At 59.7% G+C, this 15,053-nt stretch carries 8 protein-coding genes; 6 read left to right on the plus strand and 2 right to left on the minus strand.

What is annotated here, in order from left to right; genetic code table 11:
* Window positions 1-374: 374 nt before the first annotated feature.
* A complete protein-coding gene (locus Q673_RS20720) occupies window positions 375-2,360 on the minus strand; it encodes a sensor domain-containing diguanylate cyclase (RefSeq protein WP_043524047.1) in 1,986 nt (661 codons plus the stop codon).
* A gap of 43 nt (window positions 2,361-2,403) precedes the next feature.
* On the minus strand, window positions 2,404-4,977 hold the full coding sequence (locus Q673_RS20725; RefSeq protein WP_023004537.1) for a sensor domain-containing phosphodiesterase: 2,574 nt from the start codon (window positions 4,975-4,977) through the stop codon (window positions 2,404-2,406).
* A gap of 667 nt (window positions 4,978-5,644) precedes the next feature.
* Here Q673_RS20725 and Q673_RS20730 point away from each other — a divergent pair.
* From Q673_RS20730 to Q673_RS36385, 6 genes are all read left to right on the plus strand, one after another.
* Window positions 5,645-6,172, plus strand: coding sequence for a hypothetical protein (locus Q673_RS20730; protein ID WP_152527053.1), 528 nt, complete (start codon window positions 5,645-5,647; stop codon window positions 6,170-6,172).
* Between the two features lies 1 nt (window position 6,173).
* Window positions 6,174-8,672, plus strand: coding sequence for a hypothetical protein (locus Q673_RS20735; RefSeq protein WP_023004539.1), 2,499 nt, complete (start codon window positions 6,174-6,176; stop codon window positions 8,670-8,672).
* Window positions 8,665-11,850, plus strand: a complete 3,186-nt coding sequence (locus tag Q673_RS20740; protein WP_023004540.1) for a tyrosine-type recombinase/integrase — start codon at window positions 8,665-8,667, stop codon at window positions 11,848-11,850. The genes Q673_RS20735 and Q673_RS20740 overlap by 8 nt, the downstream gene beginning before the upstream one ends.
* A 645-nt stretch (window positions 11,851-12,495) precedes the next feature.
* The gene (locus Q673_RS20745; protein ID WP_023004541.1) at window positions 12,496-13,437 is read left to right on the plus strand and encodes an IS1595-like element ISHsp4 family transposase; all 942 of its coding nucleotides are present in this window, start codon (window positions 12,496-12,498) and stop codon (window positions 13,435-13,437) included.
* Between the two features lie 105 nt (window positions 13,438-13,542).
* A complete protein-coding gene (locus Q673_RS36380) occupies window positions 13,543-14,028 on the plus strand; it encodes a hypothetical protein (RefSeq protein WP_152527055.1) in 486 nt (161 codons plus the stop codon).
* A 300-nt stretch (window positions 14,029-14,328) separates the two neighbouring features.
* Window positions 14,329-14,730, plus strand: coding sequence for a hypothetical protein (locus tag Q673_RS36385; protein WP_152527056.1), 402 nt, complete (start codon window positions 14,329-14,331; stop codon window positions 14,728-14,730).
* Window positions 14,731-15,053 lie beyond the last annotated feature (323 nt).

Here is a 15,053-nt window from a genome sequence, read left to right on the forward strand (position 1 = left end):
TTGCCGGGGGATACTTACTTTGGTAGCGGGGGCCGGATTCGAACCGACGACCTTCGGGTTATGAGCCGGATTTTCAAGGCTGTCGCTAACCTGTGTTGATTGTCACAATATCACGCCAAGCCCCGTGGTTGTAGGGTTCTGGGGGTAAATCCTACGCGGGGGTTACCTCCACCGACATCACTTTACCCCCATCGGTGTTGTCACAAAATGAGAGGCGGGTTTTGCCGCATTTTTGACCGTATGGCCACCCCTTCATATCAGCGATGTGTGATGTAATGGTAGGTGGATTAGCACTACCTGATGTATTGGTCCGATATCCCTCGCCCCGGATCAGCGTCCCCCTAGCTCCAGCGGGCGTTTATGACTCTCGTGCATCACGCCCCCTCCCAATGCGCCCGGTTACGTCCCGCCTGCTTTGCGGAGTAGAGCCCTTGGTCGGCACGCTTGATCGCCGGTTTCAATGAGGTTTCACCTGCCTTGACCAGCGAGACACCCAAGGATGCTGAATACGACAATGTCCCGTCCGCTGTTGAGTCCAGTCCGACCCTGGCCGGGGTGGTGGCAACTGCCTCGCGTAGTCGCTCAGCGATCTGCAGGGCCTCCTCACGGGTCGTGCTCGGTAGCAGCACGGCAAACTCCTCGCCGCCCATTCGGCAGAGCACGTCGCCGTCGCGCAGCACCTGGCGAGCCGTATTGGCAAAGGCCTGCAACACCAGATCCCCCACATCATGGCCGTAGGTGTCGTTGATGCGCTTGAAGTGATCGAGGTCGATGGCAATCAGCGTCAGCGGAGTCGCGCTGCGCTCGGCGCGAGCAATCTCCATGGCCGCCTGGTTCTCCAGGTAACGGCGATTACCCAGGCCGGTGAGAGGGTCGGTGAGCGCCTGCTGCTCCAGTCGAGCCTCCAGTGCCTTGCGCTCGCTCAGGTCGAACACCGTGGCGCGTGAGTACTGGAAGCCGTCCTCGGTCACTTGAGCGGTGGCCTGGATCGCTACCGGCAGTCGGCTGCCATCACGACACAGCAGCTCGCACTCGGCGCTTCCCTCCTGCCCCTCACCCAGCACCTTCTGGAAAGCTGCATCGAAGGCGCTCCGGGTCTCGGGGGTGACGAAGTCGCGGTAGAAGCGTTTATCGATCACCTCGTCGGCGCGATAGCCCAGCCAGTCCAGCTCGGTACGATTGATCTTGACCACCCGGCCATCGCCGTCGAGCGAGTGGTAGCCACAGGGGGCGTGCTCGTAGAGATCCTGTACCTCGCCGGCGTACTGTCGGGCCTCGCGTGAGAACTGCAGGGCACGCTGTCTCAGACCGCGCAAGTGATGGTTGCTCAGCACCCAGAACACACCGAAAGTCACCGACAGCAGATAGACCAGGGCGATGGCCAGCTGCTGTACGGGGTTCTGCTTCAGGAGCCCCACCAGGCTGGGTTTGGGTATCAGGATGCCGAGGCGCCAGGGCTGCGACTCAGGCTGGCTCACTATCATGCCGGCCTGGCTGCGATAGTGCTGGGTGCGAATGTCATGGCTGCGAAACCCGAGCAGATGATCGTTCAGCATGGTCATGCCCTGGTTGCGTGCCGACATGGCCGCCCAGATGCCTGGCCTTCGGCTGATTATCGAATCCCCGAACTGATCTTCCCGACCCTCTTCGCTGGGTAGCAGCCATCTGCCCTGGGCATCTACCAGCAGCACTTCACCGCGGCCCGCCTCCCTGGCATGCGGCAGGTTGGCGGTGATTTGCGACCAGTCGAGAGTGAACAGTAGGACACCGAGGCGTTGCCCACGGTCATCGAAGATCGGTGTGGCGATGTCTATGACCGTGGTTACCGGGGCATCACTGTCCCCGGAGGCTCCCGGGCGCGGGGGAGAGACATACAGGTCACGCGATTGTAGCCGCATGGTCTCCTGGTAGGTGGTCGTGGCTTCGTGTGCCACTACCGGCGGTCGTGGCAGCATTGGCGACGCCGCTGTGGCGACCCACTTGAGCCCGCGAGTGTCGATCACCGCCAGTCGCGTGTAGCGGCCGTAGTGGGTCATCAGCGAATCGAGCAACGCCTCCATCTGATGCCAGTCTTGCTCTGCGGCGGGACCCCATTCCGGAGCTCTGGAAGTGGTCCTTCTAACCAGAAACTGCCGCAGCAGCGGGAGTTCCGCGGTGGCCAGCACCTGGTTGAAGCTTTCGTTCATGCTCCTGAGCAGCATGTCGTACTCGGAGTCGAGGAACGCTTCGGCCGTCTGGCGGCTGCTGTCGATACGCTCCTCGAGGTGAGAGGCAAAAATTGGGTACAGGGTCATGCTGACCAAGGCCACCGGAAGTAGCGTGGCGATCGTCAGGCGTGTCCAGAGAGTGTTGATGTTCAATGGTATGCCCATGAGGCAGTCAGCATAGTGGCCGGGAAGGTCATCAAGAACGGGGCTCTGGCAAGCAGTCGGGCAGTTGCCGCAAGGCCGCCAGCGGCAGGGGGCGGGCAAACAGAAAACCCAGGAGCAGGTCGCACTCGCGGCGCACCATGTCCTCCTGCTCTTCCGGTGTCTCGATCCCTTCCGCCACCACCACCATGTCCATATGGTGAGCCATGGTGATGACACCCTGCACGATGGCTGCAGTGCGTCGGTCCGTCAGGGTCTTCTGCACGAAGCTGCGGTCGAGCTTGACCTTGTGGGTGGGCAGGTCGCGCAGATAGCTGAGACTGGAGAACCCGGTGCCGAAGTCATCCAGCGCCACGCGAACCCCCATGGTCTTGAGCGTTTCCATCAGCTCGATCACCGGCTCGGCACCATCCAGCAGCACGCTTTCGGTCACCTCCAGTTCCAGCAGCTCGGGTGACAGGCCGGTGGTGGCGAGAATGTGACGAACCTCGTCCAGGAAGCCGTCGCGGTGAAACTGCAGGGAGGAGATATTCACCGCGACGGGTAGCGCTCTACCATCACGTGCCTGAAGTTCGGCCATCTCCTGGCAGGCCTGGCGCAGCACCCAGCGTCCCAACGGGATGATCTGTCCGGTATGCTCCGCCAGTGGAATGAACTCACCCGGCGAGACCATGCCGCGGCGGGGGTGATGCCAGCGCACCAAGGCTTCCACACTGCGAATCCGCCCGCTGGCCGCGTCTACCAGAGGCTGGTAGTGCAGCTCGAACTGGTCCTCCTTCAACGCGGCATGCAGGTCGTGGCGCATCAGCACACTGTGCCGAGTGCTCTCCACCCGCCGGCCACGATACCACTGCCAGGTATTGCGACCCTGACGCTTGGCCTGCTGCAGGGCGAGGTCGGCATGCTGCATCAGCTCATGGGGCTGCTCCGGACTGAGACAGTTACAGGCAATGCCGATGCTGACACTCAGCTGCACCAGTTGGCCGTCGACCTCGAACGGTTGGGCGAGGGCGTCCAGCATACGCTTGGCCAGCGCCTTGACGACGGCGCTATTGTCGTAATCCAGCAACAGGATGCCGAACTCGTCCCCCACCAGGCGTGACAGCGAGTCGTTGTCACCCAGCAGTGCCTTCAGCCGCTGAGCCACGGCCACCAGCACCTGGTTGCCCACATGGTGGCCCAGGCCCTCGTTGATCGGCTTGAAGCCATCCAGGTCGAGGTACATCACGGCCATCACGGCTTGCTGCTGCTGGCACTGGTGAAACGACGCCTCCAGGCGATTCGTGAAACTGGTGCGGTTGGGCAGTCCGGTCAGCAGGTCGTGCGTCGCCTGGTAGGCAATCTGCGCATCCTGCTCCTTCTGGCGGGTGATGTCCTGCTGGATACCGATGAAGTGGGTACAGCGATCTTCCTCATCGAATACCGGGCTGACGATCAGGTGGTTCCAGAAGGGCGTACCGTCGCGGCGGTAGTTGCGCAGGGTCACCTCGACATCACGCTGTTCAGCGATCCCGGCACGTATCTCCGCGATTGCCGTGGGGTCGGTCTCGGGGCCCTGCAGGAAGCGGCAGTTCTTGCCCATGACCTCGTCAGTGGGATACCCCGTCATGATGGTGAACGCCGGGTTGACGAATACGATGGGCATGTCCGGCCGACGGGCATCCACCATCAGCATGCCGTTGGGGCTGGCATCGAAGCCACGCTTGAGAAGCCGCAGATCCTCGATCTGTCGCTTGCGCTCGGTGATATCACGGCATACGCCATACACCCCGGCAATCTCTCCGTCGATGGTGACGGGGAAATTGGTGACCTCAAGGTCATAGACGAACTGCCCGGCGTGGGTGCCGCGGGTTTCGTAGGTGATCGCCTCGCCACGGCGGGCAGTAGCGAAGCCCTCCCGGGTAAGTTGGCGATAGGCCGGGTAGACCAGTTCGTTGTAATGCCGTCCGATCAGCTCGGCCTCGGGATAGCCGGTGATGCGCTCGAACGCGGCATTGCAGCGCTGGATGTATCCCTCCAGATCAAACTCGTAGACCCCGTCGGGGTGATTGACGAACAGCGAGCGGTGCCATTCCGACAGTGAGCGGTGCTCGCGGATGTCGTTGTCACGCAGCATTGCCAGGGCAATCATCGCCGCCGCCCGCTGCAGCCAGCGGCGGCCCTCTGGGGTGGGCTTGCGAGGTGTTGGGTAGTAGGTCCCGAAGGTGCCCAGCAAGGCTCCATCCGCGGTCATCACCGGGCTGGACCAGCAGGACCGCAAACCTTCGGCCAAGGCCGCCTCTCGCAGTGCCTCCCAGCGTGGATCGGTGGCAATGTTCTCGCTTACCACCAGGCGTCGCTCGAAGGCGGCCGTGCCGAAGGACGCGACCCCGGGGGCCACCGGCACGTCCTGCAGGCGCTTCGTGTAGAACGTCGAGAAGCGATGGCTGGGTAGCAGGCTGAGGGTGCAGCGCCTGGGCTCATAGCGCATGAAGGCCACGGTGGCGTCGGGCAGCACCATGTTCAGCCAGTTCGCAATGGCGTCCAGGGTGCGCTCCAGCGGAGCCCGCTGAGCGATCAGCTCATGGATAAGCTGTTGGGCTTCCAGCAGCGAAAACTCGTCTTGCACGCGACACTCCCTGTCACCAGCCGGCCTTCGAGGTGATTATCGCCCACCTTTAGCACAATTTGGCGATGATTTGTGAATCCTGTGCCTTTCATTGTTCCGGCGCCCAGCAAGGCACCGTAGTCAGCCGCGCTCATCGTGGACGTTCAGTTTATCGGCCAGGTAGTGATTGGCTGCCACCGCCGCACCTCCCTTCTCGTTCCCTCCTCTGCCATCACGTGCTCCTCGGGCATTCTTCTTACACCTCAGGTGGCGCTATTCTGAGTGCCCATGCTGGTGATCGGCCCTGTCAGTGGCGGTCGGGAAGGAGGGGGTAAGGAGGCTTTTTGGCTTCGGTGAAAGGCACAAAATCATGGTGGTATTTCCATGCAATCTTCTTCTGGATGGGTGGGGTGGTGCCCCCTGAAAAGGTTGATGAGAGGTGGGTTTAAAGGGTTGATAGTGAAGAAAATAAACACCATCTATCGACTGTATTTTTGGGTGAGATGCAATGTGAAAGGGGGTTTTTTAATGGTATTTGCTATCTATTTATAAAATTGGATAGCAATAAAGGTAGTGTTTTAGATAAATATGATGTTCAGATATTTGGGAAAATCTTTGTCATTCCTCACAAAAATGCGTGTCAGGGTTGGTAGCATGGGACAGACATCATGCTGCATGAGGCCTGTGCATGGAGAACGTGCCACTGACCAGAATCCACGTGCCTGCAGGAGGGCTGGGAAGAATTCACGAGGCCTCCCTGGCGATGGCCAATCGCGTCCCCGTCTCCGAATGGTTGGCGGACGCCACCTGCCCGGCGCTGGGCTTCCACTACCCGATCTGTGTTCGCCAGATGCAGCGTCACTACGAGGTCGTCAGTGGATTCCGCAGTTTTCAGGTCATCCGTGCTGCGCTGGAACCAGGTGATGAGGTCGCCGTCCATCGGGTGTCCGGTAGTGAGGTCGAGCTGGTTCGAACCGCCTTATTCCATCTCGTGCTGGATTCGTTGATGCATTGCCCTGACTCATACGACGCCAGAGAGCGGGTCTATCGACAGCTCACCGAGCTGACTCGTGCCCTGCGGAAGGAGTTTGAGATACGGCTCCCACGGGAATACGCCTCCCGGAACCTCAAGCGAATCATGGGGATTACGCATAGAAAGCTACGCCACAAGCGCTCTCGCAGGAGTGAGCTGGAGAGATTGGTGGAGAGAGGTTGAGATGAATATTTCGGTGGATGTCGAGCGTCTGGCAGAGCTGAGCCAGGTTTCCAGCAGTGAGGTGGCGTCGCTGCTGGAGCTCCTGCGCCCGCCTGAGGATATGACACATCTCGAGCTGGTCATGTCCAACCTGCAGAAAGCCCTGAGGGCTTTGTGTGACACGCCGGGAGTCATGCACTCCCTGCAGGAAGAGGCGTCGAAGGGCGAGAGCCGGACAGGAATCCTGGCTTATCAGGATGTGCTGGACCGAATCGTGGCGGTTCTTGCCCGCGGCAGGGTGCCCGGCAGCCCTGATTCCTGGTGGAGCCGTACAGGGCGTCAGCGCGGCATCATCAACGAGCACCCCGAATGGGCGATGCTGATCCTCCTTCCCGATAATGAGTGCCACGACAGCTCGGTCTACTGGCAGCATGCGGGTGCGGTCCTCGCCTGTGCGGCGCTGCAACGGGCGCGGCATGGCGGCGGGGTTGGCTCGGAAATTACTGCGGCGTGTCGCGTCATCCGTTCGGTCGCCAACGGCAACCAGCCGATGGGCCTTTTGAATCCCGTTGCGGCCGAGTTGGCCCTGACGGATTACCACGCCCAGCATCTGCTCGAGGCAGGAGAGCCCAGGCATGGTGTGGAGGGCGTCGAGCTGCTGGTACGCAAGGTGCTGGTCTACCAGGGAAAGTCTCGACAGGGAGGCGGCGGTGGTGGAGGCCATGCCTCACCCCCTTCCACCGAAACGCATGTCGAGTCGCGCGATGAGGACGATCCTGAGCCGGAGGGGCCGGAGCGCTCGGTTCAGGTCATGGAGGTTCCTGGGGGGCTTCCGGCGCAACGCCGGCAACGCACGGTCGGGCTGCATCCGGATGAGATGCAGACAATGCGAGGGGTCTCGTTCGTCGAGCGGAAAGCGTCACCGACGGCGGGACATGACCTGGTCGACGTGTATCGGTATCAAAAAGGCCATTTGCACCACATCAGCCGTAACAATCAGCGATTGCCATATCGCTACGCCAGCCTCAGCCATATAGAGCTGGCTGTCGTTGCCCAGCAGGCCTACGACCTTTATGCAGGAAAGAAGAGATTCGAGGACAGGGATGCCGATGGGGAGCTGGCTGGCGTGCTCCTGATGCTGATGTTGTGGCTGGGCCGCCCGGTCGACCAGCTGCTGACGATGCGCATCTATTCCGGAAGACAGGCACTGCCGAAAAATCGTAAGGATCTGCTTGCCTATCTCCTGGAGGAGGAGGCCTTCGTATTACCGATCCCCTCGCCTGCGGCACGAAATGAGCTTCAGGATGACGCCAAGCGATTACTGGAGCGCGCCGGCGAGGCGCCGCCTGCATTGACCGATGAGGTTGTGATCATCGGCCTCCCGGTGAGGGTGGGACAATTCATTTCGCGGATCCAGCGGCAGCATCAGAGACGCTCACGGTACGCTGAATTGTTTCCCGCCGATCGTCGGGAGGCCATCCACACCGCCATGTCTCAGGCCGTATCGACGATCAATCGGGCTCACCGTATGCGGCTGACTCCCCTGCGCATTTCCCAGACGCTGTTCGATGAGATCGTCAGGCACTCGAGTGACTGGGTAGATGGCTACCTGTTGACGGGGCATGCCTTCACCGTCACCGAGGTTGCAGCTCATTACCACAGCGTGCCGGCGACGTATCTCGAGTCACTGTTCTGTCGTGCCGTGGCATCGCTGCGTGACGCCCTGTATCGCCATCTCACTATCGGGGAGGCGAACGCTCTGGAGCCTGTTCGGCCTCCATCGAATACCGGGGACCATGGCAGTAAATTGAATATCCGGCCGCGTCTTGTGAGGCGGCTTGTCGACCACCTGCAGCATGAGCTCAGAGCGGCCCGCCGGTTACCACCCAGTGAGGAGGCGGCGCGCCAGGTGCATAACCACTTGGTGGCTCATATCGCATTCTGGGTGCTGTTCGCCACGGGCTATCGCGCGGTCAACGATCTGGTGTTTCGCTGGAGAGAGATCGACCTCGAGACCGGCCTGCTGGTGATATCGGACAAGGAACACGAGAGCATGAGCCAGTCGCGGGTTGTCTGGCTGTTGCCGCAGCTACGCGAGCAGCTGCACCTGTACGCCTGGCATCTGGAAGTGTTGCAGATGCAGCTCTATCAACGGGTCACCCTGTACGATCACATCGAGTCATTATTGGGCGACCCGTGCCCTGACGTGCCGCTGTTGTTTTTCGTCAGCGAAAGCTGGCAGATGGTCAAAATATCTCCCGTGAATCTGCGTCGGCAAGTGCCGCTGTTCAGCCTGCCGATCAATGCTGGCCGGCATTACCTGCGCAGTCGACTGCGGGCGGCAGGGTGTCGTGGAGAGCTGGTCAATGCATTCATGGGCCATGCCCAGCATGGACAGGAGCCATTCGCGGCGTTTTCAACCCTGTCGCCCGTCTCGATGTTTGCCGAGCTGGCGCCGGTAATGGAAAAGCTGCGTCGTGAGGCCGGCTGGACGCCGCAGAGGGGGATGGCAGATGTCTGAGCCATTCAGCTCCGTATGGAAGGGCTGGAATCTCCTGGTGCTACCGGAAGCCGCCGGCGGCGCAGAGGCGCGGCGTCGGCAACAGCTGCGGCCACGGCAACAGGGGCAGCTCGAGGTGCTGGCCCAGGTCAATGAGTTTCATCCCGGGCTGGTCAGCGGTGAGCGCGACATCACAGTGCCAGATGACCTGCCTCAGCAGTGGGTGGATCACATCCTGAGCAAGGCAGGCGCTTCAGCGGCCGCGAGTCGCCACAAGGTGAATTTCCTGGTGCAGGGGCTGCGCCAGGGAGAGCGGCAGCTGGGCTGGCAGGTCAGGGTGCCTGCGCCCATGCACCATGTGCAGCCGGAGGCCAGCCCATTTACGCCTGACGCACTGGTCAGACTGAATGCCTATCGGGATTGGTGTCGCCTGGTGGAGGAGGGCCTCCAGACGGATCAATTCCACGACCTACTGCAGCAAGGCAATGGGCTCAAGGGGCATCGGCGCCTGGAGTCCGAGCACATCAGCTGGGGACTGTTGATGTACCTGGCCATCACCCGTGATGGCCTGCTGGCCAGGAAGGCGGTCAACTCGCTGCCACTGGCGGCAGCTACGCTGGCGACCTACGGTGGGACGGCCTGGTGCCTGCTACATGAGTCGCCGCCTGAGGATATGCCTGAACCGGTGCCACCGCGCAGCCGCTGGCTGCTCGGAGCGTCGACGCTGGCGGTGCTGATGCGGCATCTCGACCGATATGGAGACCCACAGCAGCAGGCGAAGACCACCTCCTACAAGACTGCCAAGGAGTTCTCTGCCACTGCGTGGAGTGCCTTCTGCCGCGCCGTGGGGGCGGACAAGAGCATGACGCTGCCAGCATGTCAGGCGATGGCGGCTACCGCCTTGCGACTGCATGTGCCGCGTTACCTGGTGGATAGTGCCCTCGGCAAGCATGCAGTGACATCCATCGACGAGCCGCGGTGGCAGCAGCTGCTGTCGGGTGGGTATGTCCAGCACGCGGGGCTGGCGGAGGATGAGGAGGAGAGGCCACCTTTCCCCGGCAGCCAGCCGGCTGTACCGGATATGCCGGTGGAGCGCGACCAGCCAATCTACAAGGCACGGGAGCTGTTGGCGGGCCTGCGTGGTTGGTTGAGCCCGACGCGGGAGACGAAGCGCCGTACCTACGCTGCCATCACCGCGCGTCTGGAGGAGACGCTTGCCGAGACCCGGCGCATGGTGCCCATTGCTGAATGGATCTGTCGTTGGCTGTATTACCTGCACGTGGACATGAAACGGAAGCAGTCGACGCTGCATACCTATCTGGGATCCGCTCTGCCGATATTGAAGTACATCGGTGATACACCGCTTTCGCCATCACGTCTCACCGAGCTGGTAGATGCCTATCAGCAGGTCATCGAGGAGGGCAAAACCGAGAAGAACCGTCACTATCGCTGGACAGTGCTACATGGCTTTCACAATTTCCTGGTCAGCGAGCTGGGGCTGGCCAAGGTGAAGATGGAGTTGGTGGGCAGTGGGGCGGGCGTCACCTACCATGCCGATGCCAACATCCTCTCGGAGACTGAATACCAGCTCGTGGCCGAAAGGCTGAAACTCATGGATCCCAGCATACTGGGCAAGATCCGCTACTGGGTCTGCGTCCTTGGGTTTCGTGCCGGGTTACGGATTGGTGAGGTACTCTCGATCCAGATCTGCGATGTCCAGCTCAAGAAACGGGTGCCGGATACCGATGTGGTGCTATTGGTGCGTGACAACGAATACGTTGCCAACAAGAGCTACAGCTCGCGTCGGCAGCTCCCCCTGCACCACTTGTTGACCGAGGAGGAGCTGGGGCCGTTCAAGGACTACGTCATCAATCGCCAGGAGATGTCGCGACACCCTCGTGTCATGCTGTTCGGCGAAGGCGGTGAGTCACTGGCTCCGTTGCGCGACGACAAGGTCTCGCCAGCGATTCATGAGGTGATGCGGCGCGTGACAGGGGATCCCAGTGTCCGCTTTCACCATCTGCGCCACTCGTTGGCCAACAATCTGCTGCTGGCATTCCATGGCATTCCGGCGCCCTGGGCGGCACCGGCTCACCTGAACGCGTTATGGTATGAAATCACCGGGGGCGTGGTCTCGCGCCAGGGGCTGCACTTTATCGCCCAGGTCATGGGGCATTCATCTCCGGACGTTACCCTGCGCAGCTACCTGCATTGCACCGAGTGGCTGATGGGGCATTACCTGCAGCACGAGCCGCACTCGGTGGAAGGGGCGCGCCGCCCCTCGCCAGCCGTGGAGCTGGAAGCGCTGGCGGAACTGCTGGGGCTGAAGCCCGCGCGTGTTCGCAAATGGAAGCAGCGTTATGGCGAACGGCCGGCGATATGGTTGAGCAAGGCCTTCAAGGCGTGTCCTATCACCGATGTGGAGGACCGTGAGCCACAACCATTCCCGGCGCTTGCGGGCATCACCCCTGTGGAACACGACCGCCTGCATCACCTCTCGCTGGAAAGCCTGGAAACCCTGCTGGATGCCCGTAATCGTTACTCCCCTGAAGAGCTCGAGCGAATTTTCAGCTTGAGGGAAGGGGAGGTGGCGCGGCTGATGGAGGCCGAGCGGCGTGTGTTGTCGCTACGGACGCGGCGCGGCAGCCGCGCCCACCGCCACTGTCGAGCCACCAAGGGCAAGCAACAGACTGACGCGCAAACCGACCTGCCTCGATTGCCGCGCCCCCATGCCATATCGGAACGGCGCATCATCAACGCCCTGTACCAGGTCATCTGGAGGGACTGGTACGAAAAGTCGCCCGAGGTGCTGCTCGAGCACTTGCGCTACTTCTACGCGTACCATCGTGCGACAGAGGGCCACGTGTGGATACGGGATGCCGATACTGGGCTGGCATTTGTCAGTTGGGTGCTGAGTCTCCACTCGGGGGTGCGGGCCAATATCGAGGTGACTCCCACTGCGCGCTCGCCACTGACCGCAAAGCAGCAGCTCAGTGAGTGGAAGAAGCGCCTGCCATCGCAGCGGCACAAGGTGCAGTGGCGAACAAAGCCCGCCGGCAGGCGTTATGCCAACGAACTGGGTACGGGCAACGTCGCGCTGCGTGTGGTCAACGAGGGGAAAGAGGCGTTGAGCGTGTATCCCGTGCGCTATGTGCTGGTGATGGCGTGCATCGTGATGACTGCACAGCAAAGTGCTTAGGAGCGCTATCGCTCAGTAACAGAAGGTCGTGGGCCATAGGAGGGCCACCTTTTCTGGACAAATCACTACCTGCTCAACTAGTGTTAATTAGATGTTTCTCAAAGGCTGCTATCGACCCATAGGAGACATGCCAAAAAAAATAGCAGCAGACACGTTTAGCCCAAATAGAATTTGTACCTTAATAACTAATGAATAAATTAGATGTGAGGTAAGCAAATGAAAATACTTCCTATCATACTTGTAATCTCTTTTTTCCTCCAAGCTTGTGCCACAGGGGAAAGAATGCGAGGCGTCAGCGAAGGCATGACCAAAGAAGAAGTTGTATCTCAACTTGGAGAGCCGGATGGTTACAGGCGTAGTGGAGACTATGAGGCTTTTCAGTATACAAACCGACTTATCAGTGGGTGGTCATGGGATCGTACGGACTATACCGTGATTTTCGATAATGAAAGGGTTGTTGAATATGGCCCTGGCAAGGTGCGTGAGAGAGATTCTGGCACTGGAACATTGATATTGGTTCCTGTCAGGTAGATAAATGTTGATAACGATGAGACCCTAAGAGTTTCCTGATTACTCATGTTGATCAGCCACCACCTCGTCAGCCTGGCCTACACTGATGGTATATCCAGTAGAGGAGGCGGCGTCATGGCACGTAATCCTATCCAGTTCCAGGCCGGCCTGTCGTTGCCGGCGTTTCTCGAGCAGTACGGCACGGAAGCGCAGTGCCGGGCGGCCCTCTACCGGCATCGCTGGCCCAAAGGGTTCGTATGCCCCGACTGCGGCAACACCACCGGCTGCCGGTTATCGCGCGGGCTCTACCAGTGCCATCACTGCCATCATCAGACCTCGCTCACCGCCGGTACCATCTTCCATGGTACTCACCTGCCGCTGACCACCTGGTTCCTGGCGATCTATCTGCTCACCCAGCGCAAGAGCGGCATTTCGGCGCTGCAGCTGTCCCGGGAGCTCGGCGTCACCTACAACACGGCCTGGAAGCTCAAACACAAGCTGCTGCAGGTCATGCTCGAGCGTAACCAGAGCGAGCGGCTTGGCGGGCGCATCGAGATCGATGATGCCTACCTGGGCGGCGAGCGGCCGGGAAAGCGCGGACGCGGCGCCGAGCACAAGTTCCCGTTCGTCGCCGCGGTGCAGACCGATGAGGCGGGGCACCCTCGGCGCGTCCAGTTGCGCCGCGTGAGCGGCTTTACCCTGGCCGAGGTGCGCCGCTATGCCCGCGCCGCCATCGTACCCGGTAGTCGAGTGGTCAGTGATGGCCTGGTGTGTTTCCGGGCCTTCGCGTCACTGGACTACCCCCATGAGCGCATCATCACCGGCAGTGGCCGTGCCAGCACGCAGATCCCTGCGTTCAACTGGGTCAACACCGTGCTGGGCAACGTCAAGAACGCCATCACCGGCACTTACCATGCGATCCGTGGTCACCATGCCCCGCGCTACCTGGCCGAGTTCGAGTACCGCTTCAACCGGCGCTATGACCTCAAGGCCATGCTGCCGCGCTTTCTGACGGTGGCGGCCAGAACACCGCCAATGCCTTACCGGCTGCTGAAGCTGGCTGAGCCATATGCGTAATCAGGAAGAGTTTTTCCACATACGGGTTCCTCTGCCGCAGTTGATCTTCTTCATCATATTCTTCTCGAGAGAGCGATGAGGATAAATTAAGTAGGCACACTCGACATGTCGAAAATTGGCAAGCGCTTTCCCATTGGGTTTGATTCTTCGCTCGACGTGTTTCGCAAGGTGGAACGAGACTGGGCCGACCTCAATAGCAATACCACGCCAGACGCGTTGTTCAATTTTGTGGTCACCGCGCATTCTTTAGTCGATTGGGTGCAGAATGATCCGGGGATCTCAGACCTAGCGAAGCGAGAGTGCGAGAAACTCGCGAAAACCGATCAATGGTTACGCGCGTGCCGTGATCTCGCAAACGGTAGCAAGCACTTTGTTATTAATCGATACGAGCCTACGGTAGAATATTCCGATGTCTCCAGTGGCTACGGTAAGGGTCGTTACGGTGTAGGAGTCCACGGGCAAGGTGAGTGGAGCATCATCGTCTCATGGAATGGCGGCAGATACCCAGCGCTAAAATTCGCTGATCACGTCGTTGACGTGTGGTCGACATTCTTTCGAAATCATGACCTAACTGATAATTCGGCGGTATGATTCTGAGATGTTAAACATCTTCTGGGAGGGGGTATGGCAAGATTTCCAATTCTTATCACTTTCGCTCTGGCGATGAGTTTTGCTGGCTGCGCCACGGAGCGTACTACCGCTCCAACTATCGAGGCTGCACCGAGAGAGGGGCTGAATCTTCAAAGCCCGATCATGGCTTCCGTCTTTGATGGAAGAAGCAACGTTACATCACAGTAAGAAGCAGTTGAAGTCCTAAAATCAGACCTGACCCGAATCTATGGATTTAATCTTGAATGGGCGCCGTATTTCGAGGAAATCCCCTCTGGTCGAGTGGCCGTCCGCATCAGGCTAGTCACTCTTGGTGCATCATTTGATAGTAGGATTATCTCTTCTGCCGCCTATGCCAATGCTATCCAATCCGCGCAATTTTCGGCAACAGGTCCATGGGGGGCAGTTGTTGGTACCGCATCAGAAAGTTCATCCGTTTTTGCAACTTCCTTCAGCGGTGAAGGGTGGTGGAACGGTGCGGCTTGGGTAGACTTAGAAATTCAAGACAATCGCGGACCATCGAGCACCTCTTTTACCGTTCCCTTCGTTGCTGAGCACAGAGAATCAAATATGTGGGGTTATTCCTCTGGAGATAAATCGGCGAAGACGGCTTGGAAGCAGGTGTCTGCTCAACTTATCCGTGGTATGGATGCGGTGTTGAGGGCAGTGCGTGATCAGGAATGAAGATAACTAACATCACGCTTCGTGCGATGTTAAGCGCCTCCTTGAGCTACTCCGTTTCCGTTCGGCAAAGCGCTCACTCGACGCGTCTGAGTAAGGACGCTATATCATCTTGCGCTGAAAGTCCGTCTCTGGACGGATAGCGACGGCCTAGAGGCTAAGCCGTCGCTGGTTCTCGCTAGACCTCGGTCTGTTCAGCCATGACCAATGCGTCATCCACATCAATCCCTAGGTATCTGACGGTGCTTTCGAGTTTCGTATGGCCTAAGAGCAGTTGTACGGCTCTCAGGTTTTTCGTACGACGGTAAATAAATAAGGTAATCCCC

It is taken from the genome of Halomonas sp. PBN3 (assembly GCF_000475415.1).
Lineage (GTDB): Bacteria > Pseudomonadota > Gammaproteobacteria > Pseudomonadales > Halomonadaceae > Halomonas > Halomonas shengliensis.

Coding starts and splice junctions, on each gene's coding strand:
- Q673_RS20730 (WP_152527053.1), top strand. CDS start 5,645: ATGGAGAACGTGCCACTGACCAGAATCCACGTGCCTGCAGGAGGGCTG.
- Q673_RS20735 (WP_023004539.1), top strand. CDS start 6,174: ATGAATATTTCGGTGGATGTCGAGCGTCTGGCAGAGCTGAGCCAGGTT.
- Q673_RS20740 (WP_023004540.1), top strand. CDS start 8,665: ATGTCTGAGCCATTCAGCTCCGTATGGAAGGGCTGGAATCTCCTGGTG.
- Q673_RS20745 (WP_023004541.1), top strand. CDS start 12,496: ATGGCACGTAATCCTATCCAGTTCCAGGCCGGCCTGTCGTTGCCGGCG.
- Q673_RS36380 (WP_152527055.1), top strand. CDS start 13,543: ATGTCGAAAATTGGCAAGCGCTTTCCCATTGGGTTTGATTCTTCGCTC.